We start from the raw sequence: 24,710 nt of genomic DNA, 5'->3' as shown, positions 1-24,710 counted from the left end.
CGTTGTTTTCTATTTTAATTCGACAACTGTTACGCCTAGGCCTCCCTCGCCCATGTCACCGTAACGGTAATTCTTCACGCCGCGGTGCTTCTTCAAGTAATCTTGTACACCTTGGCGAAGCGCTCCTGTTCCTTTACCGTGAATGATTGATACACGAGGATAACTTGCAAGCTGGGCATCGTCTAAATATTTTTCAACGCGCATCATTGCATCTTCATAACGTTCACCGCGAAGATCAAGTTCCAATGAAACGTGGTAATCTCTACCCTTCACACTTGCGACTGCTTTTTTCTCTGTTTGCTTCGGTGTGTTAATGTATTCCATGTTAGATTCTTTTACTTTCATCTTCAGAATACCGATTTGTACGCTCCACTCTGTATCACTTACTTTTTCAAGTAATTGACCCTTTTGACCGAACGTTAATACTTTTACTTCATCACCTGCCCGTAACTGTTGTTTCGGCGCAGTGTTTTTTACGTTTACTTTTTGTTTCTTCACAAGCTCTGGCGCTGTGCCTTCTAGACGGCTCTTCGCTTCAATAAGCTCATGATCTTTCACATTTACAAGCTGTGCTTTACGCAATTGACGAAGTTCTTGAATAATACCTTCTGCTTCTTTCTTCGCAGCTTCGACTTTTTCTTCCCCTTCTTTTTGCGCTTTTAATAATTTTTCATCACGCTCATCGTTAAACTCAATAATTTGACGTTGCAACTCACGATGAAGTTTCTCAGATTGTTTGCGAAGTGCCTCTGCTTCGTTCCAGTCACGCTCTGCGTTCTTCTGGCTTTCTTCTAACTTCGCAATCATATTTTCAATTTTATTTGTATCTGTACTAATGTGGTTACGTGCTTGATCAATAACGCGATCAGATAATCCAAGGCGCTTTGAAATTTCAAAGGCGTTACTGCGACCTGGTACACCGATTAATAATTTATAAGTTGGACTTAATGTATTTACATCAAACTCAACACTCGCATTAATAACTTGCTCACGGTTGTATCCGTATGCTTTTAATTCTGGGTAATGCGTCGTAGCAACAACACGAGCACCGCGGTTACATACTTCATCTAAAATCGAAATTGCTAGTGCAGCACCTTCTTGCGGGTCTGTTCCAGCACCTAATTCATCAAATAAAACTAAGCTTTCAAAATCAGCTTTTTCTAAAATATCTACAATGTTCACCATATGTGAGGAGAACGTACTTAAGCTTTGTTCAATCGACTGCTCATCACCAATATCAGCAAAGATGTTTTTAAATACACAAATCTCTGACTCATCCATTACTGGAATGTGAAGACCAGATTGCGCCATTAATACACAAATACCAACTGTTTTCAGCGTAACTGTTTTACCACCTGTATTCGGTCCTGTAATAACAATTGTCGTGAAATCTTTACCTAGCATAATGTTATTTGGCACAATAATTTCTGGATCGATTAGCGGATGACGAGCTTGTCTTAAATCCATATAACGCTCGTTATTTACGATTGGTTTCGTTGCTTTAATTCGCTTCGCATAAAAAGCTTTCGCAAAGATGAAATCAAGATTTGCAACTACTTCTACGTTTGATAAAACGATATCGGCTTCTACTGCCACTTCTTCTGTTAACATTAATAATATACGTTCAATTTCTTGTTTTTCTTTAACTCGTGCTTCTTGTAGTGCATTATTTAATTCTACAATGACTTGCGGTTCAATAAATAACGTTTGTCCAGAAGCAGATTGATCGTGAACAATACCACCATATACGCCGCGGTATTCTTGTTTTACTGGGATTACGTAACGTTCGTTACGAATCGTTACAATCGAGTCAGACAGCATCTTTTGCGCGTTTGAAGAACGCGTCATATTTTCTAACTTTTCACGAATACGACTTTCCGCAGTACGAATTTGAGTACGAATACCACGCAGTTTATCACTCGCGCTATCGACTACTTCACCGCCATCACCGATGCAATTTGTAATTTTCTTTTCTAAATCATATAAAGATACAATTTGAGCGACATGAGTTTCTAAAATCGGAAGCTCGACACCGTTATCAACCATATCTTCAATGAAACGTTTCATATTGCGACTACCATACATCGTATTCGCAATATCAAGTAGCTCATTCGGGCTTAACATGCTTCCAATCTTTGCACGCTTCACATTTGAACGAATATCCGTAATGCCACCTAATGGTGCACTACCTTTTAAACGAATGACTTTCGCTGCTTCATCCGTTGTATCTTGCATTTCTACAATTTCTTCAAAATCAGTGCTCGGCACTAAATGCTTCACTTTATCACGGCCAAGTGAAGAGGCTGTATGTTCAAGTAATTGTTCTTTTACTTTATTGTATTCTAATACACGCAACGTTCTTTCTAACATGTTGCAGGTCCCCCTTGTGTTACTTATTACGTTTAATATAGTCTAATAAACGTTCAATATCCCACGTGTTAATCACGTTATCTTTTTGAATCCAACCTTTACGTGCTGCAGCTACACCTGTTTCCATATCTTCTAACATTTCAAGTGTATGAGCATCCGTATTAATCGCTACTTTTACACCAGCATCTTGTGCTTGTTTTAATAATTTCGCGCTTAAATCTAGACGGTTCGGATTCGCATTTAATTCTAAAACTGTATTTGTCTCTTTTCCGAGTTCAATTAATAAATCTGTATCTACATCATAACCCTCACGGCGCCCGAGAAGACGTCCTGTCGGATGAGCAATCATTGTGACATGTTTATTCTCAAGTGCAGTACGCAGACGCTTCATAATCGTTTCACGGTCTTGTGAGAAGCTAGAGTGGATCGCTCCAATGACATAGTCTAATTCTTCTAATACTTCATCATCAAAATCAAGCGAGGCATCTGGTAAAATGTCCATTTCAATTCCGCGTAAAATTGTAATGTCTGGATACTTTTCATTCATACGTTCAATTTCTTTCGCTTGCTCACGAAGACGCTCTTTCGTTAAACCATTCGCTACTTTCAAATATTGCGAGTGATCAGTAATCGCCATAAACTTATATCCACGAGCACGGCACGCTTGTACCATTTCTTCAATAGAAAAAGCACCGTCACTCCAAGTTGTATGCATATGTAAATCACCTTGTATATCGGAAAACTGAATTAAGTTCGGATACTCTTTAATTAATTCAATTTCTTTTCCATCTTCACGCACTTCTGGCGGAATAAATGGCAGACCGAAATGAGCGAAGAAGTCTTCTTCATTCTCAAATGTTTTCACTTCACCTGTTTCCAAGTTTTCTACACCGTACTCACTAATTTTCTCGCCTTTATCTTTTGCGATTTGACGCATTTTTACGTTATGGTCTTTTGATCCTGTGAAATGGTGAAGAGTTGTAATAAACTCTTCTGGTTTTACTAAACGAAAATCAATTGAAATATCATATTCATATTGAAGACGGACAGAAACTTTTGTATCTCCACTTGCGATTACTTCAATCATATTATCGAATTGTAGTAAATGCTCACGTACCGCTGCTGGTTCTGTCGTTGCAATGATAAAATCTAAATCTTTCACTGTTTCTCTCGCGCGGCGTAAGCTACCAGCGCGAGAGAAACGAATTACTTCAGCAATATTCGACAATTTCTCCTCTATTTCCCCGGCAATAGGCAATACCATCGCAATTGGTAAACGCTCTGGACGAGAGCCTACTTGATCGATTGCTTCTAATATTTTCTCTTCTGTCTTCTTACCGAAACCTGCTAAAGCCTGTACTTTATTTTCCTCACAAACAGCTTTTAGCGATTCCATATCAACAACACCAAGTTCTTTATATAACTTAGCTACCTTCTTACCACCAAGACCTGGTAGTTTTAATAACGGCAATAAGCTACTTGGTACTTCTTTCTCAAGTTCTTGTAATACTTCAGATGTTCCCGATTCTATATATTCTTGAATAACGGCTGCTGTTCCTTTTCCGATGCCTGGAATCTTTGTGAAATCTTCAATTTCAGAAAGACTACGATCGTCACTTTCTAATGCTGCTGCCGCTTTACGAAATGCAGATATTTTAAATGGATTCGCACCCTTTAGTTCCATAAAAAGCCCGATTGTCTCTAATAATTTGATAACTTGTTTTTTATTTACTTTCATCATTGCCCCGCCTTTCTTTCATAGAAAAAAACTTCTCTTTCCGAAAAAAGAGAAGTTATACTCTGCTACCTGTCTGCCATAGTTCCTTCACCTTTTCAGATAGAATCGGTGTATCGTCTACAATTATTTTGCTAATTGATGATTTTTGTAATGGTGTTTGTACTTGTTCAATCGGAAGTATGTTTCCAATGATAATTAAGACAAACAAAATAATATATACTTCTAAAAATCCGAGGATTGCCCCCGCAAACGCATTTACTTGCTTTAAAACCGGTATTTCTGCAAACATATTTAACAAATTACCAAGTAATGAAAGTGCAATTTTAGTGATAATAAACAATATGATAAACGCAAGCGCTTGATAAAATACTGTCTCAATATTATTTGCATCAATCCATTCTGGAACAGATACGTTTTTATCAAATGGATACGGAATAAATTTCGCAAGTGCTGGCGCTAAATCTTTACAGTACCAGTATGCAACAAGGTATGCGATAATAAAGCTTGTTAACTTTACAAGTTGCAGAATAAACCCTCTGCGTAAGCCGAGGAAAAATCCCATAACAAGCAGTAAAATGATAATAATATCAATCATGTTATTCCATTCCTTTTTTTGTCATACTTTCTTTCAATTTCTCATGTTCTTCTTTTAATTTTATGTAATCGTGTATGACGTTTACCGCCGTCAATACCGCTAGTCTACTCGTGTCAAGCGAAGGATTCTTGGCATTGAGTTCGCGCATTTTATCATCCACAATCGCTGCTACCATGCGGATATGACTTGTACTTTCATCGCCAACAACTGAATATTGTTGACCATAGATTTCTACATTAATTCGACTTTTCTTTCCCTTTTGTTGTGACAACTCACCGGCCTCCAATCACGTACAGAATCCTAAAGTTTATCATACCATGAACCTTCATAATATGGAAACAGAAAGAACAATCCGATATGATAAAAATAACAATATAAAAAAAGGGGCGACCATTATGTCAAATTCTATCGTAATTCAAACAAATTCTACAGTAATTGAAGACATGAAACAACAATATAAACATTCGCTTAGCCCGAAAACTCCGCAAGGCGGGATCTTCATGGCAAAGGTACCATCTTGCACGATTACAGCGTATAAATCTGGAAAAGTAATGTTCCAAGGAGGCCGCGCTGAAGCAGAAGCTTCTCGTTGGCAAACTGTCTCTCAAACACCCAAAACAGCTGTAAAAAAAACTGTCGATTCACATCGTTATGCACCGCCTGCTTCCATCAGTACAATGTCTATTGTAGGGTCTGATGAAGTTGGTACGGGAGATTTCTTTGGACCGATGACAGTCGTTGCTGTATATGTAGATGCAAAGCAAATTCCACTACTAAAAGAACTTGGTGTAAAAGACTCTAAAAACTTAAATGACGATCAAATTACTGCCATTGCGAAACAACTTCTACATGTTGTTCCTTACAGCTCTCTTGTCCTTCATAATGAAAAATATAACGAGCTATTTGATAAAGGAAACAACCAAGGTAAGCTAAAAGCCTTGCTACATAATAAAGCTATTACAAACTTATTAGGTAAAATGGCACCTACAAAACCTGAAGGCGTCTTAATCGATCAATTCACACAACCTGATACATACTATAAATATTTAGCAAAACAAAAACAGGTACAGCGTGAAAATGTTTATTTCGCGACGAAAGGTGAAAGCGTCCATTTAGCAGTAGCCGCTGCTTCTATTTTAGCTCGCTACTCATTCGTAAAACAGTTTGACGAACTAAGCAAAAAAGCTGGTATGCCACTTCCAAAAGGTGCTGGTAAACAAGTTGATATTGCTGCAGCTAAATTAATTCAAAAGCTTGGTAAAGAACGATTACCCGAGTTTGTGAAACTGCATTTCGCTAATACGGAGAAGGCGTTTCGCTTATTAAAATAGTATCGACAAAAACAGGAGCCTACAAACTCCTGTTTTTTGTTTCACCTACTACTATCCTTACATCTTTGTTACAATTATTATATACAGATTATCCCAACATAAGAGAGGGTTCCCATTTCTACTTCTACAAATGATTCTAAATATTTTACTAGGCGATCCACACGAAAGACAGTTCAAAATTAGAGAAAACATTCAGATACTAAGTGAAAAGCCTGCATTCAATAATTTAAAGGAGGGAATTTATATAAACGCTGTAAAAGTGAAAAAGTTATTATATGTTTTCGTACATCTCGTAGGTCCACTTTCTTACTTCATTATTTCTACTGTTTGGGGCACTTTCTTCACTACTAAATCCACATTCGAAAACATATCTGATAGCCTTAGCGTTATGGCCATCTATCACGTGTTCATGAGTTTACTATGGTTTTTCTATTTAGATCGATTAGACAAAGACATAGATCAAATTACAAAAGAGATTAACGATAACAAGATGTAATACATAAAAAGGAGAGCCCCTAAGACTCTCCTTTTTTATGTTAGCTTTGTTTCTGCTTCTTATTAGATGAAGATACCTTATGAGAACCTGTTTCATGTGTCGTCGTTCCTTGTCCTTCTACTTCCGGAGAACCTAGGCTCGATCTTGAATGATCTTTTTTCACTTTTTTACTCATTTTATACTCACCCCTTCGCGTTACTTTTTGCTACGGGGTCATAAACTATGCAAACAAAAAAGCGAGAGGAAATCCTCTCGCTTTTTTCATATTTTAGAACTCAGAAGAACCTGGAGTTCTTGGGAATGGAATTACGTCACGGATGTTAGCCATACCAGTGATGTACATTAGGAAGCGCTCGAAACCTAGACCGAATCCAGCGTGTTTTGTACCGCCGTATTTTCTAAGTTCTAAGTACCACCAGTAGTCCTCTTCGTTCATACCTAATTCTTTAATTCTGTCTACTAAAACGTCCATTCTTTCTTCACGTTGACTTCCGCCGATTAATTCGCCGATGCCAGGAACTAGAAGGTCAGTAGCAGCTACTGTTTTTCCATCTTCATTCATACGCATGTAGAACGCTTTAATGTCTTTCGGGTAGTCAGTTACGAATACAGGGCGTTTGAAGATTTCTTCTGATAAGTATCTTTCATGCTCTGTTTGTAAGTCAATACCCCATTCTACTGGGTACTTGAAGTCAGCACCTGATTCTTGAAGTACTTTAATTGCTTCTGTATATGTGATGCGACCGAAGTCAGAGTTAATCACGTTGTTCATACGCTCTAGAACTGTTTTATCAACGAAGCTGTTGAAGAAGTCCATTTCTTCTGGTGCATGCTCTAATACATATTTCATTGCATATTTCAGCATATCTTCTGTAAGATCCATTACATCGCCTAACTCAGCGAATGCAATCTCAGGCTCAACCATCCAGAACTCAGCAGCGTGGCGAGTTGTGTTTGAGTTTTCTGCACGGAATGTAGGTCCGAATGTATATACATCACGGAATGCTAATGCATACGCTTCAGCGTTCAGCTGTCCACTTACTGTTAAGTTTGTTTCTTTACCGAAGAAGTCTTTTGACTCATCAACTTGTCCGTCTTCACCTTTTGGTACGTTGTTTAAATCTTGTGTTGTTACGCGGAACATTTCGCCAGCACCTTCTGTATCACTACCAGTGATGATTGGTGTGTGAACATGTACGAATCCACGCTCTTGGAAGAACTGGTGAATCGCAAATGCTGCGATAGAACGTACGCGGAACGTTGCAGAGAATGCATTTGTTCTTGGACGTAAGTGAGCGATTGTACGTAAGTATTCAAACGTATGACGCTTCTTTTGAAGTGGGTAATCAGAATCTGATAAGCCCTCGATATCAATTTTTTCTGCTTTAATTTCAAATGGTTGCTTCGCTCCAGGCGTTGCAATTACTTTACCTTCTACTTTCACTGAAGAGCTAAGTGGAAGCTTTGCAATTTCTTTAAAGTTCTCTAATTCTGTATCGAAAACGATTTGAACGCTTTTGAAAAAGCTACCGTCGTTTAATTCGATGAAACCAAATGCTTTTGAATCACGTAAATTACGAATCCACCCTGATACTTGTACTGTTTGACCTGCATACTTTTCTGTATCTCTATACAGACTTTTTACTAATGTGTTTTCCATAGTGAAATTCTCCTTTGCTGATATATTTAAATACAAAAAAACCTTTCATCCATAAAGGGACGAAAGGTTAAACTTCGCGGTACCACCCAATTTGTCATAAAGACCAACTTTAACTCGTATGTAATACATACTTCCCGGTTTGTAACAGGCCGGCTTCCCGTCTAAGTCTACTCTTGAATACAAGATTCAATTTCGGTTAGCAACTCCAAGGTGTTCTTCACATATACCGCCTCATCAGGCTCTCACCGCCCCTGACTCGCTTTGGATTATAGTATATACTACTTTTCCTTATCATCGTCTTTCATTTTGTTAAACTAAAATTAATGTACTACATTCGAGAGAAAGATGCAAGATGCCATAAAATATATAAGCGATTTTTGTAATATATCGACTTACCGACATCTGTCGACGATTGTGCAATAAAAAAATTGCCGGAATGAATCCGGCAATTTTCTAATTACTTACGTAACTCCGCACCAAATTTCTCTTCTACCGTTGTTAATACACGGTTATGCGCTTCTGTTACTTCTTCATCTGTTAACGTACGTTCTGCATCGAAGTAAGTCATAGAGAATGCAAGTGATTTCTTGCCTTCTTCCATTTTTTCACCTTCGTATAAGTCGAATAGTGTTACGTCTTTCAAAAGTTCTCCGCCAGCTTCAGCAATGACTTGCTTCATTTCACCAGCTTTTGTTTCTTTTGTTACTACAACAGCCATGTCACGTGTCATAGATGGGAAACGCGGAATTGCTGAGTAGTAAGTTTCTTCAGCGTCTGCACCGAATATTTTTACAAGAGATAGTTCAAATACGAATGTATTTTTCACATCTAATTGTTTTTCCGCTTCTGGGTGCAATTGACCGATGAAACCAATTACTTCGCCATCTAATACGATGTCAGCTGTACGACCTGGGTGCATACCTTCACGTTTCGCTGGTGCATATGTGATTTGGTTTGAAACGCCAAGTACGTCGAATAGTCCTTCTAGTACACCTTTCACAACGAAGAAGTCTACTACTTTCTTCTCACCTTGCCATGCATGGTGAAGAGCAAGACCTGTCATAACACCTGCAAGGTGTTGTTCTTCTTTCGGAAGTTCTCCTGCTTCTGTTGGTAAGAAGATAGAACCTACTTCGTATAAAGCAACGCTGTCGTTTTTACGAGCAACATTGTATGAAACTGCTTCTAGCAATTGTGGCACTAAGCTTAAACGAAGTTGGCTACGCTCTTCACTCATTGGAAGTGCAAGGTTTACAGGTGCCTTTTCGTTTGGCTCAATCATGTATTGTTTCGCTTTGTCAGCGCTCGTTAATGAATACGTGATTGCTTCATATAAACCAGCACCCTCTAAGAAGCGACGTACTTTACGACGTTTCGTTTGTGCTGATGTTAATTTACCACGAGTCATCGTTCCAGAAGGTAATGTAACTGGAATGTGGTCATAACCGTATAGACGGCCCACTTCTTCTACTAAGTCTTCTGAAATTGTAATATCAGGACGACGTGCTGGTACATTTACATGGAATGTTCCTTCTACTTCTGTGAATGGAAATTTCAAGTTCGCGAACATTGTACCCATTTCACTCGCAGAAATATTTGTACCTAATACACGGTTTACTTTTTCAGCAGTAACAGATACTGTACGCTCTTGTACTTGTAAGTTATCAGCTTCTACTACACCTTCAAGTGCTTCACCGCCAGCATATTTCGCCATTAAGGCAGCTGCGTGTTGAATTGCTTCAAATGTACGTGTTGGGTCGATTCCTTTTTCAAAACGTGCACTTGATTCACTACGAAGACCTAAGTCTTTTGATGTGCGGCGCACTGTTTGACCTGCAAAGTATGCAGACTCAATTAGAACGTTTACTGTCTCATTTGTAACTTCAGAATCCGCCCCACCCATTACACCAGCAACAGCTAAAGCTTTTGTTCCGTTTGTAATTACAAGATGGTGGCTTTGTAATGTACGCTCTTGATCATCTAATGTTTCAATTTTTTCGCCTTCTTTTGCAAGACGAACAACGATTTCTTTTGAACCTAATTTATCGTAATCGAATGCATGTAACGGTTGACCGTATTCCATTAAAATGTAGTTTGTAATATCAACTACGTTGCTAATTGGACGAATGCCAGCTGCCATAAGACGAGTTTGCATCCACATTGGTGATGGACCAATCTTTACGTTTTTAACCATTTTTGCAATGTATAATGGGTTTTCTTCTTTCGCTTCTACATTTACAGAAATATAATCAGAAGTTTTTTCTGCTGTTTCTTGTAATTCGATAGCTGGAAGTTTTACTTCTCGGCCGTAAATAGCAGCCACTTCATATGCAACACCTAACATATTTAAGCAATCTGCACGGTTTGGTGTTAAACCAAGCTCAAGTACTTCATCGTGTAAGTTTAAAATTTCAAGTGCATCTGCACCAACTTCAGCGTCACTTGGGAAGATGAAGATACCATCTGCATATTCTTTTGAAACTAACTTTCCATCAATGCCAAGCTCTTGAAGAGCACAAACCATACCGTGAGAAGCTTCACCACGTAGTTTTGCTTTTTTAATTTTGAAGTTACCAGGAAGCACAGCACCAACTTTTGCAACTGGTACTTTTAAACCTTTTGCAATGTTAGCAGCTCCACAAATAATTTGAACTGGCTCTTCTTCACCGATATCGATTAAGCATTTGCTTAATTTATCAGCTTCTGGGTGTTTTTCACATTCTAATACGTGACCAACTACAACACCTTTTACACCTTTATTTAATACTTCAACGCCTTCTACTTCAATACCACTTTTCGTGATTTTGTCTGCTAGTTCTTGTGCTGTTACATCTTTAATATCTACATACTCTTGTAACCAACGATATGATACGAACATATTTATCCTCTCCTTCCCTTACGCTCGTTTGAATTGTTGTAAGAAACGTACATCATTTGTATAGAAATGACGAATGTCATCTACGCCGTATTTCAACATTGCGATACGCTCTGCGCCCATACCGAATGCGAAACCTTGATATTCTTTTGAATCATAACCAGCCATTTCAAGTACGTTCGGGTGAACCATACCTGCGCCTAGAATTTCAATCCAGCCAGTTCCTTTACAAGTGCCGCAACCTTTGCCATGACACATCATACAAGAAATATCCATCTCTACAGATGGCTCTGTGAATGGGAAGAAACTTGGACGAAGACGGATTTCACGATCTTCACCGAACATCTTTTTCACGAATACTTGCAGTGTACCTTTTAAGTCACTCATACGAATGTTTTTATCAATTACAAGGCCTTCAATTTGCATGAACTGATGTGAATGCGTCGCATCATCATCATCGCGGCGATACACTTTACCAGGACAAATAATTTTGATTGGGCCTTTTTCTTTATTATTTTCCATCGTACGTGCTTGCACAGAAGATGTATGTGTACGTAGTAACGTTTCTTCTGTAATGTAGAATGTATCTTGCATGTCACGTGCTGGGTGATCTTTCGGTAAGTTTAGTGCTTCGAAGTTGTAGTAGTCTTTTTCTACTTCTGTTCCTTCAGCTACTTCATAACCCATACCGATGAATACATCTTCAATTTGTTCAACAACAGCTGTTAACGGATGGTGACAACCTGTTTCAACAGGACGACCTGGTAATGTAACATCAATTGTTTCCGTAGCTAATTTCGCTTCAATTACTGCTTTTTCTAAGTTGCTAATTTTGTCTTCTAGACGCGTTTGAATCGCTTCACGTACTTCATTCACTAATGCTCCCATACGTGGACGCTCTTCTGCTGATAATTTTCCCATGCCGCGTAATACTTCTGTAATTGGACCTTTTTTTCCTAAATACGCTACGCGTACGTCGTTTAAGCCCTTTAGCTCTTTCGCTTCTTCAATAAGCTCTAACGCTTTTTGCTTTAGCTCTTTTAAACGTGCTTCCATTTTGGAACCCTCCTAATTTTAAAAATAAAAAAACCTCGCTCCCAAAAAGGGACGAGGTAAATTCGCGGTACCACCCTAAATTGACAGAACAAGTCTGCCCACTCATTAGTTATAACGATCAATTCTGACCGGAACGCCTTTACATATACATGGTCCTGGCGTCAACTCCAGAGGTGAATTCACTTCCGTCTACCATAAGAATGCTTTCAGTCTACGGCACTCTCTCCCTATATGGCGATTTTGTAAGCTACTCTTCTCTATCAACGTTTTTCGTTATTTAACTTTTAATATAATGTACTTCAACTTATTATAAGAAGTTTTTTATTTGTTCGCAACTGGGCTTTGTAAATAATACGTTAAAATCCCTGCTGCAACCGCAACATTTAATGATTCTGCCCCGCCGTAAATCGGAATATACAAGTTTTGATCCGTTTTTGTAAGAATTTCTTGGCGTACGCCATTTCCTTCATTTCCTACAATTAATGCAAAACTTCCGGCCGGAGTTACCTCACCATACGGAACTCCATTTTCAAGAGCTGTTCCATATACAGGAACGTTATTTTCTTTTAACTTGTCTACCCATTCTTCTAAGTTCCCTTTTACAATTGGCAAGCGGAAAATAGAACCTTGTGTAGAGCGGAGTACTTTACTATTGTAAACATCAACACAACCTTCTCCAAGCACAACGGCGTGAATACCAGCTGCATCAGCTGTACGAATAATTGTTCCTAAATTACCTGGGTCTTGCAGTCCATCCAATAAAAGGAATTTCCCATCAGTAAGAGCTACTTCTTTCTCATGCTTCTCACAAACAGCAAATACACCTTGCGTCGTTTCTGTTTCACGAAGTATTTTTACAATAGCCTCAGGCACGATATACATTTCTACATCATTAACTGTCCAATCTTTCGGAAGGTCTGTCTGATCTGAAACGATAAGTTCTGTTACAATTCCTGCCTTCAAAGCTTCCTCGACTAAGTGAAATCCTTCTACAAAAAATAAACCTTTTTTATCGCGTTCTTTTTTCGTTTGCAGCTTTTTCCACTGCTTTACACGCGGATTTTGTACTGAATCAATGTTTTTCATAATATGTATTTCCCTCTCTTCTTGTCTTATCATTATAGCCTATTTTTCATACATATTTACATAAAAAAGAACAAAAACTAACGTCAGTTTCAATTCTGAAGAAGAGGTGAAAACAATGAGTTTTAATTTACGCGGTGCCGTATTAGCGAATGTATCTGGTAATTCACAAGATCAATTACAAGAAACAATTGTCGATGCAATTCAAAGCGGTGAAGAAAAAATGCTTCCAGGTCTTGGCGTCTTATTTGAAGTCATTTGGAAAAACGCTGATGAAAATGAAAAGCACGAAATGTTAGAAACACTAGAGCAAGGATTAAAAAAATAAGCAATTTGAAAATCACCTTCGCATAAGCTAAGGTGATTTTTTTACGAAAAAAATTTTTCTTCTCCTAAACATTTCTACTTTACTAACGAACTATGATGGAGTACAATGTTCAAAATACATTTAAACCGATCGATTTTTCTTCGTATACATCATTAGATAAAAGGAGTGAATGTTTTATGCACCGTATTACGCTTGAACAAATTTTTAAACACCATATTACACAAAAATACGTAAACCGTTCCGGAATGGTCCACGCGATCGCTGTCGCTTACCATGCGTTTCACTTAGCTAAAAAGCACCACGCCTCAGTCGATGCTGCGACAAAAGCCGGTTTCCTTCATGATATCGGACATCATACGTGGTACACAGGCGGCGAATGGGACTATGACTTATATAAAAAGAATGATATCCATGCAATTAAAGGCGCAGAAAGAGCACATAAATTACTTATTAGATTGGGAGAACATCCAAAACTAGCAAAAGAAATTTCTATCGCAATCCTTCTGCATACAGATTCTTTCTTAGTGGAACAAGAAATTGAAAGAACATCTCTTCAAAGCATTATTAAATGGGCAGACGAAGCAGATGAAGAACCAGGCGGAGCTCATCATTATAGAACGATTTCTTATGAAAAAGCACTTAAAGCTATTCAGCAATTAGATCGATTGGTAGAGCGTGAATTGCAAATAGAGCAAGCCAAATTGAATAACAAGGCAGAACATAGTTATCAATGAGAAAGAGGCATCACTACAGGGTGATACCTCTTTTATTATTTTACGAAAAATACACCTTTGTATGTAATATTTAAATGTTACATTCAGAAACAAATTAATCTATAATTTAATATACAAATATAAAGAGGTGATTTCACAGATGCAATCCGCTACACAACTTTCTGATGAACAGAAACACTCTATGTCATGGGGACAATTTATTAGCTCCGTTTTATTCGCTTTTTTCGGAACTGGACTCATTACCTTGTTCCTAGCAATAATGCCCTTAACAATTTATACGGCTAGTCTTACAAATAAAAAGCAAATTGCCCTGTATGAATCTATTGCAAACACCGCAAGTATAGGGTTACAACTAGCCATGTTGTTATTCTTTATTTTTAAATTCAAACCTGCGAAAAGATTATTACTGAACTCTTTTAACTTTAAAGCACTGAAAGAATGGCGCACATACGTATATTTACTTCTTTTCTTCGCTATAAACATCATAATCAACTACTTCTTATTAAATTATGTGTTCCAAGACGCAACAAAGCAACAATCTTCCGCACTAAACTTAGACGTTTTTAAGCAATATCAAATACTATTACTTCTCGGATTTGCAATACTCACACCAATTTTTGAAGAACTTATTTTCCGTGGTTTTATACTTCATTTCTTCTCTGAGCGCTTTCCATTTTGGATTGCAGCAGTCTTAACAAGTTTCTTCTTTGGTATCGCTCATACATACTCACTTGGAGTAATGGTAATTACTTTCTTCATGGGATTATTAATGGCTATTTTATGTAAGAAAACAAAATCCATTCTTCCAGCTATGTTATTTCATATTATAAATAATACGTTGGCATTCTTCAGTTAAAAAGAGGTATCATCACGATACCTCTTTTTACTCTTTTATCACAACTTCAAACTCTTCTTCAATTAGCACTTTTTGATAATCCGTATCATTACTACCCATTTCTATCAATTTATACATATTTATTAATAATATCCAAAATGAACCTGATGTAGTAAAATATAACTCATTACATAAAAGGAGATTATATATGTTTAGCTTCCTTTGGATTGTTTATATGCCACTTCTTGTCTTATGCGGATTTTTCGGTGGTATTTTTTTAATTATTACTAGTATTAAACATCGGAAATTATTTGTTGGTTTAATGGGGGTACTTAGCTTTTCCTTTGTAACGCTACCTTTTGTTTTTTGGAGCATGGGGGTGAATAGCGAGACAATCCTCCCTATTTCAACTACTTTATACTGGATATTGTTTTCTTTAACTGGATTATTAGCAGGGGTAAGGGGATTACAAATGAAAATTAAAAGTATACGCAACATGGGATTCATTATTTTTATTGCGGGACTATTAGGAGTTATTTTCTGGGAACTCATGTCTGCAGGTGATTCATTCTATATCTAATTGCATCTTTTTATAAGAAAACAAAAAAGCAGGAAATTTAATTCCCTGCTTTTCTATTTGGTTTATTGCCTGATTGTAAGAAGAACGATAACACCCAAGCAATACCTGCTAGTATCGTTGCAATTAAGAAGGCATCGTTAATACCGTTAATTGCAGATAGCTTTGAAATTTGTCCATATAATAGTTGTGTGCTCATCGCATCTCCTGCTTGAGCTGATCCGGCAATCGCTGCTAAACTTTGCCCCATACCGTGTACTTTATCAACTAAAATTGGGTTTGATGTTGTTAACATGTTGCCGTAATCTGCTACGTGAGCAGTTGTTTGTTGCGTCATAAGTGTGATTAAAATCGCTGTTCCGATTGAACCAGCTACTTGTCTTGACGTATTTTGCGTTGCTGTACCGTGAGAAATTAATTTCATCGGCAGTGCGTTCATACCAGCTGTCATAATTGGCATCATAATGAATGACATACCAATTGAACGTATAATATAATCCGTCATAATAACGCTATACGGTGTATCCATCGATAATTTTGTAAATTCATATGTCGCATACGTCGTAATTGCCAATCCAATTATCGCTAATGGACGAATGCCATATTTATCGAATAATTTACCCGCTACTGGTCCCATGATCCCCATAATTAATGATCCTGGAAGAAGTAGTAAACCAGATTCAATTGGCGTAAAGCCACGAATGTTTTGCAGATATACTGGAAGCAATAACATACCCCCGAATAATGCCATCGTAACGATTGCGTTAATTACTAAAGTAAAAGTAAATACTGGATATTTAAATACTTGTAAATCAAGCATTTTATTGTCCGTTGTTAACTCTCTCCAAATAAATAACGCTAAACCAATTACACCGATAACAAGTGAAATAATGACTTCTGCACTAGTCCAACTATTATTTCCAGCTTCACTAAATCCGTACAATAAGCTTCCTAGTCCAATACTTGAACTAACAACACCGAATATATCTAATTTCGTTTTAGACACTGGCTGAGCTAGTGTAAAGAATTTTAAAGATAGGAACGTAATAATTAAACCGATAATAAACATCGCATAGAACATTAAGTTCCAGCTATAGTTTTCAATCACCCAACCTGTTACAGTTGGTCCGATAGCTGGTGCTAAAATCATTGCAACACCTAGTAATCCCATCGCCGCTCCGCGCTTATGAGGCGGGAACAATGTCATAAAGATATTCATACCAACCGGCATTAAAATACCCGCACCAACTGCTTGAATTACGCGGCCTGTCATCATCATTGTAAAGTTTCCTGAAGTAGCGCAAATGATAGATCCTACTGTGAAGAATAACATTGCCGCTACAAATAATTTACGATACGTAAATCGTGAAACTAAAAAGGCACTAATCGGCACTAAAATACCATTTACAAGCATAAACCCTGTAATTAACCATTGCGCCGTTGAAGTTGATACGTTAAATTCATTCATTAACGGAGGCAATGCAACGTTAATGATTGTTTGGTTCAAAATAGAAACGAACATGCCGAGAATTAATACTGTTACAACTGCTTTTACATTTACATCCTCTATAGGCATAGACGTTTGTTTTTTCGGCATTTCTTTTTCTTGTTTTACTTCTTCTTGCTTGCCTGTTTCTAATTCAACTACATTAGAAATTTCGGCTTCTTGCTTTTGTTCACTTTCTTTCTCTACTGCTTCTAGCTTACTTACTTCTATTTTACTTACGGCTGGGACTTGTTCTTCTCCCACGTTCGTTTTTTTCTTTCGTAAAAGACGATTTACAAGGAAGAAGACGATTATACAAAATAGTGCATATCCTACAATTGCAATTGAGGACATCTCATCTCCCCCTTACTTATGAATACGAACTGACACATTCATTCCAGGAACAATATTTACTGATTTGCTATGATCTAATGAAATTTTAACTGGCACTACTTGTGTTACTTTCGTATAGTTCGCTGTTGAATTACTTGATGGTAACATCGAGAATGTATTTGCTGTTGTTAAACCAACTTGTTCTACTTTCCCAGTTAACGTTGTATCTGGGTATGCATCTACATACACGTCTACGTCTTGACCTTTCTGAACATCATCAACATCTGTTTCTTCAATGTTTGCTGTTACCCATAAATTGTTCATATCAAATGCGTAAGCAATCGGGCTACCTGCTCCAACGAAAGCATTTGTTGTTGCGTTTGATTGTACAACCGTTGCATTTTGTGGAATTGTTACATCTACTGTTTGTTCTCCATTAGCTGCTGCTACAGTAACAGCTCCTAATTTATCGTTCTCATTGTAATTTTTTCCAACTTCAGCTTTCCAGTCAGTTAGTTTCCCTGCTACTGGTGAAGCAACCGGAATTACCTTTCCATCGATCTTTGCATTGTCTGTTTTTAAGTAATTTTCCGTTTGGTTGTAATAGTAATAACCGCCAATACCGCCGCCAACTAGTACAATTAATGTGATAATGTTGATAATTACCATTCTTCGAAACTGATTCATTGCATTCCTCTCCTTATATCGCATATAATTTTTTTCTAAACTATTTATGTCCTTATTGTTTAGATTGTTTAATTGTTAATTATATTAACCTTTTAACGAAAAAATCACACCATCTGCAGCGTAAATCGAAACTTATCTACCTGCGAGCGGTGCTGATTTCTGAAGGACTATCGTTTATAATTATAAATAATTATTTTGAATCTACAACCGACAATTTACGTATGAAATGTTGCTTAAACAACAATATAATACCAATATGTTGTTTAAGTATAGAAAATTAAACGAGGAGAAGTAAAATGTCTATTAAAAATACAAATGATCCACGTGTAAAGCGAACGAGACAACTCATTCAGGATGCTTTTGTCGCTTTAGTAGGCGAAAAAGGCTTTGAAAATGTAACTGTGCAACATATCGCAGAACGTGCTCCTGTAAATCGCGCTACATTTTATAGCCATTACCATGATAAATATGACCTATTAGACAAAAGTATTGAAGAAATGTTAGAGAAGCTAGCAGAAGTAATTAAACCGAAAAATAGAAATAAAGAAGATTTTCAACTTACATTCGATTCACCTCATCCTACATTTTTGGCTTTATTCGAACATATAGCAGAAAATGTAAACTTTTATAACGTTATGCTTGGGGATAAAGCTGCCGGAAACTACTCTTATAAAATGATGAAAACGATACAAGTGCATTTAACATTAAGCTTGTCTATTTCACAACCAGATGACGAAGATCTTATGGTTCCTCGTGATATTTTGATTAGTTATGTGACAGGGGCTCACATCGGAATGATTATGTCATGGTTAAAAAGAGGAATGATATATACCCCGCATTTTATGGCGATGCAATTAACTCGTTTAATTATTTTAGGCGCTCATACTGCAGCAGGATTAGAACGACCTTTTTAAAACATAAAAAAGCGAAGGAAAATCTCCTTCGCTTTTTCTATTAATTAAATGTAATGTTATGTACAGCATCCTTATCAAGACGTTTAATAACTTCTACAATTAACTTTACTGCATTTTCATAATCATCACGGTGTAACATTGCTGCATGAGAATGAATATAGCGCGTTGCAATTGTAATTGCCATAGAAGGAATACCGTTTACAGCAATATGAATCGCACCCGCATCAGTTCCCCCGCCCGCTACTGAATCATATTGGTATGGGATTTGTAATTCGTCAGCAACATCAACTACGAAATCACGTAAACCTGTATGTCCAATAACAGAAGCATCATACAAAATGATTTGTGGTCCATCGCCCATTTTACTTTGCGCTTCTTTTGACGTTACACCCGGTGTATCTCCAGCGATACCAACATCTACTGCGAACGCGATATCTGGTTTAATATAATTCGCAGATGTTTTTGCACCACGAAGACCAACTTCTTCTTGTACAGTTCCAACGCCGTATACAACGTTTGGATGCTTTTCATCTTTTAATTGTTTTAATACATCAATTGCAATCGCACAACCGATTCGGTTATCCCATGCTTTTGCAAGTAACATTTTTTCATTCTTCATCACTTGGAATTCAAAGTAAGGTACAACTTGATCTCCTGGTCGTACGCCCCACTCCATTGCTTCTTCTTGGCTAGAAGCACCGATATCGATGAACATGTCTTTAATTTCAACTGGCTTTTTACGTGCTTCTGGAGGTAAGATGTGCGGTGGTTTTGAACCAATTACACCTGTTACATCTCCTTTACGCGTTACAATCGTCACGCGCTGTGCAAGCATAACTTGTGACCACCAGCCACCCACCGTTTGGAAGCGTAGGAAACCTTTGTCATCAATTTGCGTAATCATAAAGCCAACTTCATCTAAATGACCTGCAACCATAATTTTCGGGCCGTTTTCTTCCCCTACTTTTTTCGCAACTAAACTTCCTAAATTATCAGTAGAAAGCTCGTCTGCAAATGGCTCGATATATTTCTTCATTACTTCGCGTGGTTCACGCTCGTTACCGGCAATACCACGTGCATCTGTTAATTCTTTTAGCATTGTCAATGTCGCGTCTAATTTTGTCATTGCCAACACCCTCCTTTTTCTTCAGTCAATTCATTATACAATAATTAAATTGAAATATTCAAAAATTAAATTAGTATCCTTGTGTTTGACGCTGATGATTTACTTCATTTTTATCTAAATACGCTTTTTCAATCTCTTCTTGCTCAAATTCAAGTGCTTGTCCAAGTCGAAGATAGCTCGTAAATAATTCAATATAGTTTGTAATAGATGGTTGATCTGTAAAACGAATTACTTTCGCGTATGTGTCTAAGAAAATTTCCACTTGTGTTTTATTCGTTTGTGCACATTTATAGAATAGGAAGTTTTTATCAATCCCTAAATCAATTCCGATTGATAAAATAAAATGCAAACCATCTACGTATTCTTCTAATATTACTCCACGTTCCGAAGCTGGTTTGTTGCTCCAATATTTAAAACAACGTGTTTCATTTGCAAGTTCTCCAATTTCTACAAGAAGAGCTAACATTTTTTCTTTTAACAATTTTTTCGGTTGTAAGTCATGTTCTTTTGCAATACGGTCATCTAATTCTTTTTGTAATTTAAATAGTTGTAGTAAGTCCATTCTATTGTCCTCCTCCAACATCGCATTTTACGCAACAATGTTGTTTCATCTCAAAGTTCATTATTATGTTTCAGTTCTTATGAATAAGTCAGCTATCTACCTCTTTATAAAATAGCTTGTCCTTAATTTACAAATACGTTTCAGTCATCGCTCTTAAATTGTTCATCTGATGAAAGTTCCATATCATCTTTCCATTATAGCAGTGTCGTTTCGGCTAGGAAAGATACTCTTCTTTCCAAAAGAGCAGAATTAAAAAAAGCCAGGAGGATTCTCCTGACTTCACATATATATTCTTCTATACCGCTATAGTTTTTATATTAATTTTGTCATATCGATAATAGCACATCCGTTAATCTTTAGAACTTCAAACTTCTCTCTGAATACAAACAAAAAACCTTAGAAGAAAATTCTTCTAAGGTTTCAACTAATTAATTAGTTAATGTTGTTTTTTGCAACTGTTGCTAATTCAGCGAAAGCTTTTTCGTCATGAACAGCTAAGTCAGCAAGCATCTTGCGGTTAACTTCGATGCCAGCATTTTTAAGACCGTGCATTAAGCGGCTGTAAGAAAGACCATTCATACGAGCTGCTGCGTTGATACGTGTAATCCATAATTTACGGAAGTCACGTTTCTTTTGACGGCGGTCACGGAATGCATACATTAGAGATTTCATAACCTGTTGGTTAGCAACCTTGAATAATGTATTTTTTGAACCGTAGTAACCTTTTGCTAATTTTATAACTTTTTTACGACGTTGACGAGTAACTGTACCACCTTTTACTCTTGGCATAATATTACCTCCTAATTGTTCTATATATCAGCCGAACTTATTTTAAGTTGTCAAGCATTTGACGAATGCGTTTGAAGTCACCAGCGCTTACTACACCAGCTTTACGTAGTTTACGTTTAGCTTTTGTAGATTTGTTAGCGAATAAATGGCTTGTGTAAGCGTGAGAACGTTTCAGTTTACCTGATCCAGTCTTTTTGAAACGCTTTGCAGCGCCGCGATGAGTTTTTTGTTTAGGCATAGGTATTTCCTCCTCTATCTATTACTTATCGTTTTTCGGTGCTAAAACTAAGAACATACTGCGTCCTTCCATTTTAGGCTTAGATTCAACTGTACTAACTTCAGCACAAGCTTCTGAGAAGCGATCTAAAACACGTTGACCGATTTCTTTATGAGTAATGGCACGTCCTTTAAAGCGAATTGACGCTTTAACCTTGTCGCCTTTCTCTAAAAACTTGATAGCATTACGAAGTTTTGTGTTAAAGTCGTGTTCATCAATTGTTGGACTTAAACGAACTTCTTTCATGCTAATTACTTTTTGATTTTTGCGCTGCTCTTTTTCTTTCTTCTGTTGCTCAAAGCGGAATTTACCGTAGTCCATAATGCGGCATACTGGCGGTTTCGCATTTGGAGCAACTAATACTAAATCAAGATTAAGATTTGCAGCTAAGTCTAAAGCGTCATTACGAGACTTGATTCCAAGTTGATCGCCATTTGCGCCAACTAAACGTACTTCACGTGCACGAATTTGCTCGTTAATCATCATATCCTTGCTAATAGTAAGCCACCTCCAAGGTTTTCTCAGAACATATTTTGTAGTCATAGAACCCGACAAAAAAAGTGCGGGCATACGACACCCACACTTGTAAAATCTTAAGTAAGAAATACATTTACCTGCTAACTGCGAATGCGTCCATCAGGTGAGAAGCGGGTGCTTCTACTTGTTCCACAAAACAATATTCTATTATCCTTGATGAGTTTATCATAGGACATGACGTCTGTCAAGAAGACGCGATGTGTTTTACTAACAACAAGAAATATTGTAACAAACAACTAACATACTTGCAATACTTTTTTACGATAAGTGTTACATGGGTATTTTTTCTAATTCCCCTCAAGTATATTACATAAAAAAGCCGCGGTATACCGCGGCTTTTTCTTATCGTTTTCCTTCTACTTTAATCATGTCAACAAAAGCATCTAATGCGATTGTTTCTGATTTTTGTTCACCATATTTACGTACGTTTACGCCGTTTTCAGTTACTTCATTGTCACCTACTACAAGCATGTACGGAATTTTTTGCATTTGTGCTTCACGGATTTTGTAACCAATCTTCTCTTCACGAGTGTCTAATTCAACACGGATACCAGCACGACGCAATTCGTCTTGTACTTTCTTCGCATAGTCTAAATGTACTTGCGGAGAAACTGGAATTACTTGTACTTGAACTGGAGCTAACCAAGTTGGGAATGCACCTTTGTATTCTTCAATTAAGAAGGCTACGAAGCGTTCCATAGTTGATACAACACCACGGTGAATTACAACTGGACGATGTTGCTTACCGTCTTCACCAACATAAGTTAATTCAAAGCGTTCTGGAAGTAAGAAGTCTAATTGTACAGTTGAAAGTGTTTCGTCTTTTCCAAGAGCAGTACGAACTTGAACATCCAGTTTTGGACCGTAGAATGCCGCTTCACCTTCAGCTTCATAGTAATCAAGACCCATTTCATCCATAGCTTCTTTTAACATACCTTGTGCTTTTTCCCACATCTCATCATCCGCATAATACTTTTTAGTATCTGCTGGGTCGCGATAAGATAGACGGAATGAGTAGTTCTCTAAACCGAAATCTTTGTACACTTCTAGAGTTAAGTTTACAACACGTTTTAACTCTTCTTTAATTTGATCTGGACGAACGAAAATGTGCGCATCGTTTAAAGTCATTCCGCGTACACGTTGTAATCCAGATAACGCACCTGACATTTCATAACGATGCATTGTTCCAAGTTCCGCAATACGGATTGGTAATTCACGGTAGCTGTGAATATCATTTTTATAAACCATCATATGGTGAGGACAGTTCATTGGACGAAGAACTAATTCTTCATTATCCATTTCCATTGATGGGAACATGCCATCACGGTAGTGGTTCCAGTGACCAGAAGTTTCATATAACTCTCTGCTTCCTAATACTGGAGTGTATACGTGATCATAACCTAAGCTTGCTTCTTTATCAACGATGTAACGCTCGATAATACGACGAATTGTTGCACCTTTTGGTAACCAAAGTGGTAAACCTTGTCCTACTTTTTGGCTATTAGTAAATAGTTTTAATTCTTTACCTAATTTACGGTGATCGCGCTCTTTCGCTTCTTCAAGCATACGTAAGTGCTCATCTAGTTCTGCTTTCTTAACGAATGCAGTACCGTAAATACGTTGTAACATTTTATTATTGCTATCGCCGCGCCAGTAAGCACCTGCAACGCTTAATAATTTAAACACTTTAATTTTCCCTGTAGATGGAAGGTGAACACCACGGCAAAGGTCGAAGAATTCGCCTTGCTCATAGATTGAAATAACTGCATCTTCTGGAAGGTCGTTAATTAAATCTAATTTTAACTCATCGCCAATTTCTTCAAAGCGACGAAGTGCTTCTGCACGTGGTACTTCATGACGAACGATTTCTAAGTTCTCGTTCACGATTTTTTGCATTTCTTTTTCGATTTTCTTGAAGTCTTCAACTGTAATTGCTTCTTCCATATCGATATCGTAATAGAAGCCATTTTCAATTACTGGGCCAATGCCAAGCTCAAGCTTAACATCTTTATATAAACGTTTTAACGCTTGTGCTAAAAGGTGGGCTGTTGAATGGCGTAAAATATATAAGCCATCTTCAGAATCTAATGTAATAATAGAAACTGCACCATCTTCTTCGATTGGTGTAACAAGATCGATCATCTCATCGTTTAATTTTCCAGCTACAGCTTTTTTCTTTAAGCCTGGGCTAATAGAAGCTGCGATTTCTTCAGTTGTTACGCCTTTTGGAAACTCCTTCACAGCTCCATCAGGGAAAGTAATTTTAACTACATCTGCCATCACTGGTCACTCCTCTTTTTCTCAAAATAAAAAACACTCAT

At 37.4% G+C, this 24,710-nt stretch carries 24 protein-coding genes and 3 other annotated features; of the genes, 7 read left to right on the top strand and 17 right to left on the bottom strand.

The annotated features are described in order from the left end of the window. Positions 1-9: 9 nt before the first annotated feature. From N2V92_RS12190 to zapA, 4 genes are read right to left on the bottom strand one after another with little or no spacing between them, the layout of a single operon-like run. Positions 10-2,370 (bottom strand): endonuclease MutS2, encoded by a 2,361-nt coding sequence (locus N2V92_RS12190; protein WP_000893725.1) that lies wholly within the window; start codon positions 2,368-2,370, stop codon positions 10-12. A 19-nt stretch (positions 2,371-2,389) separates the two neighbouring features. Continuing rightward, on the bottom strand, positions 2,390-4,108 hold the full coding sequence (gene polX, locus N2V92_RS12185; protein WP_170264889.1) for a DNA polymerase/3'-5' exonuclease PolX: 1,719 nt from the start codon (positions 4,106-4,108) through the stop codon (positions 2,390-2,392). A gap of 55 nt (positions 4,109-4,163) precedes the next feature. Next, complete coding sequence (locus N2V92_RS12180) at positions 4,164-4,703, bottom strand: CvpA family protein (RefSeq protein WP_000565409.1); 540 nt, start codon at positions 4,701-4,703, stop codon at positions 4,164-4,166. Between the two features lies 1 nt (position 4,704). Beyond that, positions 4,705-4,974: a cell division protein ZapA gene (zapA, locus tag N2V92_RS12175; RefSeq protein WP_000082701.1), complete on the bottom strand. Its 270-nt coding sequence runs from the start codon at positions 4,972-4,974 to the stop codon at positions 4,705-4,707. A 124-nt stretch (positions 4,975-5,098) separates the two neighbouring features. On the opposite strand from zapA, the gene rnhC reads away from it, so the two are divergent. Together rnhC and N2V92_RS12165 are read left to right on the top strand one after the other, a co-directional pair. Beyond that, positions 5,099-6,034, top strand: a complete 936-nt coding sequence (gene rnhC / locus N2V92_RS12170) for a ribonuclease HIII (RefSeq protein WP_000071595.1) — start codon at positions 5,099-5,101, stop codon at positions 6,032-6,034. A 244-nt stretch (positions 6,035-6,278) separates the two neighbouring features. After that, positions 6,279-6,530: a hypothetical protein gene (locus N2V92_RS12165; RefSeq protein ID WP_033668924.1), complete on the top strand. Its 252-nt coding sequence runs from the start codon at positions 6,279-6,281 to the stop codon at positions 6,528-6,530. 40 nt (positions 6,531-6,570) lie between these two features. On the opposite strand, the gene N2V92_RS12160 is transcribed toward N2V92_RS12165, so the two are convergent. The 5 genes from N2V92_RS12160 to N2V92_RS12140 all read right to left on the bottom strand — a co-directional run bounded on the left by N2V92_RS12160 (position 6,571) and on the right by N2V92_RS12140 (position 13,240). After that, entirely contained in the window at positions 6,571-6,705 is a 135-nt protein-coding gene (locus tag N2V92_RS12160; RefSeq protein WP_000039593.1) for a YuzL family protein, read from the bottom strand. A gap of 93 nt (positions 6,706-6,798) precedes the next feature. Then, positions 6,799-8,190 (bottom strand): asparagine--tRNA ligase, encoded by a 1,392-nt coding sequence (asnS, locus tag N2V92_RS12155; RefSeq protein WP_000432189.1) that lies wholly within the window; start codon positions 8,188-8,190, stop codon positions 6,799-6,801. Positions 8,191-8,242: 52 nt separating this feature from the next. Beyond that, positions 8,243-8,494: a binding site (T-box leader), on the bottom strand. A gap of 153 nt (positions 8,495-8,647) precedes the next feature. Beyond that, positions 8,648-11,068, bottom strand: a complete 2,421-nt coding sequence (gene pheT, locus N2V92_RS12150) for a phenylalanine--tRNA ligase subunit beta (RefSeq protein ID WP_042595931.1) — start codon at positions 11,066-11,068, stop codon at positions 8,648-8,650. A gap of 18 nt (positions 11,069-11,086) precedes the next feature. After that, positions 11,087-12,121: a phenylalanine--tRNA ligase subunit alpha gene (gene pheS / locus N2V92_RS12145; protein ID WP_000388222.1), complete on the bottom strand. Its 1,035-nt coding sequence runs from the start codon at positions 12,119-12,121 to the stop codon at positions 11,087-11,089. 44 nt (positions 12,122-12,165) lie between these two features. Further along, positions 12,166-12,394: a binding site (T-box leader), on the bottom strand. Between the two features lie 48 nt (positions 12,395-12,442). Further along, positions 12,443-13,240 carry a TrmH family RNA methyltransferase gene (locus tag N2V92_RS12140; RefSeq protein ID WP_127057653.1) on the bottom strand — a complete coding sequence of 266 codons (798 nt, stop codon included), beginning with the start codon at positions 13,238-13,240 and terminating at the stop codon, positions 12,443-12,445. An 82-nt stretch (positions 13,241-13,322) separates the two neighbouring features. Between N2V92_RS12140 and sspI the strand changes: the two genes are divergently transcribed. The 4 genes from sspI to N2V92_RS12120 all read left to right on the top strand — a co-directional run bounded on the left by sspI (position 13,323) and on the right by N2V92_RS12120 (position 15,681). Continuing rightward, positions 13,323-13,532: a small acid-soluble spore protein SspI gene (sspI, locus tag N2V92_RS12135; protein ID WP_000009509.1), complete on the top strand. Its 210-nt coding sequence runs from the start codon at positions 13,323-13,325 to the stop codon at positions 13,530-13,532. Between the two features lie 176 nt (positions 13,533-13,708). Next, positions 13,709-14,266 (top strand): HD domain-containing protein, encoded by a 558-nt coding sequence (locus tag N2V92_RS12130; protein WP_000554790.1) that lies wholly within the window; start codon positions 13,709-13,711, stop codon positions 14,264-14,266. Between the two features lie 139 nt (positions 14,267-14,405). Continuing rightward, positions 14,406-15,122 carry a CPBP family intramembrane glutamic endopeptidase gene (locus N2V92_RS12125; RefSeq protein ID WP_001190242.1) on the top strand — a complete coding sequence of 239 codons (717 nt, stop codon included), beginning with the start codon at positions 14,406-14,408 and terminating at the stop codon, positions 15,120-15,122. A gap of 187 nt (positions 15,123-15,309) precedes the next feature. Then, positions 15,310-15,681 (top strand): hypothetical protein, encoded by a 372-nt coding sequence (locus tag N2V92_RS12120; RefSeq protein ID WP_000490825.1) that lies wholly within the window; start codon positions 15,310-15,312, stop codon positions 15,679-15,681. A gap of 37 nt (positions 15,682-15,718) precedes the next feature. Here the strand turns inward: N2V92_RS12120 and N2V92_RS12115 are convergent, their stop codons facing one another. Both N2V92_RS12115 and N2V92_RS12110 read right to left on the bottom strand, forming a co-directional pair. After that, positions 15,719-17,518 carry a DHA2 family efflux MFS transporter permease subunit gene (locus N2V92_RS12115; protein WP_000094778.1) on the bottom strand — a complete coding sequence of 600 codons (1,800 nt, stop codon included), beginning with the start codon at positions 17,516-17,518 and terminating at the stop codon, positions 15,719-15,721. Positions 17,519-17,530: 12 nt separating this feature from the next. Beyond that, positions 17,531-18,184, bottom strand: coding sequence for an HlyD family secretion protein (locus N2V92_RS12110; protein WP_001071417.1), 654 nt, complete (start codon positions 18,182-18,184; stop codon positions 17,531-17,533). 296 nt (positions 18,185-18,480) lie between these two features. Between N2V92_RS12110 and N2V92_RS12105 the strand changes: the two genes are divergently transcribed. Next, positions 18,481-19,098 (top strand): TetR/AcrR family transcriptional regulator, encoded by a 618-nt coding sequence (locus tag N2V92_RS12105; protein WP_000023661.1) that lies wholly within the window; start codon positions 18,481-18,483, stop codon positions 19,096-19,098. Positions 19,099-19,138: 40 nt separating this feature from the next. On the opposite strand, the gene N2V92_RS12100 is transcribed toward N2V92_RS12105, so the two are convergent. From N2V92_RS12100 to thrS, 6 genes are all read right to left on the bottom strand, one after another. Further along, on the bottom strand, positions 19,139-20,224 hold the full coding sequence (locus tag N2V92_RS12100) for a M42 family metallopeptidase (protein ID WP_000163554.1): 1,086 nt from the start codon (positions 20,222-20,224) through the stop codon (positions 19,139-19,141). A gap of 70 nt (positions 20,225-20,294) precedes the next feature. After that, positions 20,295-20,786: a dUTP diphosphatase gene (locus N2V92_RS12095; protein ID WP_000365052.1), complete on the bottom strand. Its 492-nt coding sequence runs from the start codon at positions 20,784-20,786 to the stop codon at positions 20,295-20,297. Between the two features lie 432 nt (positions 20,787-21,218). Beyond that, complete coding sequence (gene rplT / locus N2V92_RS12090) at positions 21,219-21,575, bottom strand: 50S ribosomal protein L20 (RefSeq protein WP_001138362.1); 357 nt, start codon at positions 21,573-21,575, stop codon at positions 21,219-21,221. A 37-nt stretch (positions 21,576-21,612) separates the two neighbouring features. After that, entirely contained in the window at positions 21,613-21,813 is a 201-nt protein-coding gene (gene rpmI / locus N2V92_RS12085) for a 50S ribosomal protein L35 (RefSeq protein ID WP_001125945.1), read from the bottom strand. Positions 21,814-21,834: 21 nt separating this feature from the next. Next, positions 21,835-22,338, bottom strand: a complete 504-nt coding sequence (infC, locus tag N2V92_RS12080; RefSeq protein WP_000973215.1) for a translation initiation factor IF-3 — start codon at positions 22,336-22,338, stop codon at positions 21,835-21,837. Between the two features lie 62 nt (positions 22,339-22,400). Continuing rightward, positions 22,401-22,521: a sequence feature (ribosomal protein L20 leader region), on the bottom strand. Positions 22,522-22,731: 210 nt separating this feature from the next. After that, a complete protein-coding gene (gene thrS / locus N2V92_RS12075) occupies positions 22,732-24,669 on the bottom strand; it encodes a threonine--tRNA ligase (protein WP_000786077.1) in 1,938 nt (645 codons plus the stop codon). Positions 24,670-24,710: the final 41 nt, after the last annotated feature.

It is taken from the genome of Bacillus sp. CH_48 (assembly GCF_038008465.1).
GTDB lineage: Bacteria > Bacillota > Bacilli > Bacillales > Bacillaceae_G > Bacillus_A > Bacillus_A thuringiensis_S.
Note: the sequence above shows the minus strand (reverse complement) of the source record. Positions and strands in the feature narration are given on the sequence as shown.

Coding starts and splice junctions, on each gene's coding strand:
- N2V92_RS12190 (WP_000893725.1), bottom strand. CDS start 2,370: ATGTTAGAAAGAACGTTGCGTGTATTAGAATACAATAAAGTAAAAGAA.
- N2V92_RS12110 (WP_001071417.1), bottom strand. CDS start 18,184: ATGAATCAGTTTCGAAGAATGGTAATTATCAACATTATCACATTAATT.
- rnhC (WP_000071595.1), top strand. CDS start 5,099: ATGTCAAATTCTATCGTAATTCAAACAAATTCTACAGTAATTGAAGAC.
- N2V92_RS12100 (WP_000163554.1), bottom strand. CDS start 20,224: ATGACAAAATTAGACGCGACATTGACAATGCTAAAAGAATTAACAGAT.
- infC (WP_000973215.1), bottom strand. CDS start 22,338: ATGATGATTAACGAGCAAATTCGTGCACGTGAAGTACGTTTAGTTGGC.
- N2V92_RS12105 (WP_000023661.1), top strand. CDS start 18,481: ATGTCTATTAAAAATACAAATGATCCACGTGTAAAGCGAACGAGACAA.
- pheS (WP_000388222.1), bottom strand. CDS start 12,121: ATGGAAGCACGTTTAAAAGAGCTAAAGCAAAAAGCGTTAGAGCTTATT.
- N2V92_RS12140 (WP_127057653.1), bottom strand. CDS start 13,240: ATGATAAGACAAGAAGAGAGGGAAATACATATTATGAAAAACATTGAT.
- asnS (WP_000432189.1), bottom strand. CDS start 8,190: ATGGAAAACACATTAGTAAAAAGTCTGTATAGAGATACAGAAAAGTAT.
- N2V92_RS12130 (WP_000554790.1), top strand. CDS start 13,709: ATGCACCGTATTACGCTTGAACAAATTTTTAAACACCATATTACACAA.
- N2V92_RS12160 (WP_000039593.1), bottom strand. CDS start 6,705: ATGAGTAAAAAAGTGAAAAAAGATCATTCAAGATCGAGCCTAGGTTCT.
- N2V92_RS12095 (WP_000365052.1), bottom strand. CDS start 20,786: ATGGACTTACTACAACTATTTAAATTACAAAAAGAATTAGATGACCGT.
- rplT (WP_001138362.1), bottom strand. CDS start 21,575: ATGCCAAGAGTAAAAGGTGGTACAGTTACTCGTCAACGTCGTAAAAAA.
- thrS (WP_000786077.1), bottom strand. CDS start 24,669: ATGGCAGATGTAGTTAAAATTACTTTCCCTGATGGAGCTGTGAAGGAG.
- N2V92_RS12125 (WP_001190242.1), top strand. CDS start 14,406: ATGCAATCCGCTACACAACTTTCTGATGAACAGAAACACTCTATGTCA.
- sspI (WP_000009509.1), top strand. CDS start 13,323: ATGAGTTTTAATTTACGCGGTGCCGTATTAGCGAATGTATCTGGTAAT.
- polX (WP_170264889.1), bottom strand. CDS start 4,108: ATGAAAGTAAATAAAAAACAAGTTATCAAATTATTAGAGACAATCGGG.
- N2V92_RS12120 (WP_000490825.1), top strand. CDS start 15,310: ATGTTTAGCTTCCTTTGGATTGTTTATATGCCACTTCTTGTCTTATGC.
- N2V92_RS12115 (WP_000094778.1), bottom strand. CDS start 17,518: ATGTCCTCAATTGCAATTGTAGGATATGCACTATTTTGTATAATCGTC.
- pheT (WP_042595931.1), bottom strand. CDS start 11,068: ATGTTCGTATCATATCGTTGGTTACAAGAGTATGTAGATATTAAAGAT.
- N2V92_RS12180 (WP_000565409.1), bottom strand. CDS start 4,703: ATGATTGATATTATTATCATTTTACTGCTTGTTATGGGATTTTTCCTC.
- rpmI (WP_001125945.1), bottom strand. CDS start 21,813: ATGCCTAAACAAAAAACTCATCGCGGCGCTGCAAAGCGTTTCAAAAAG.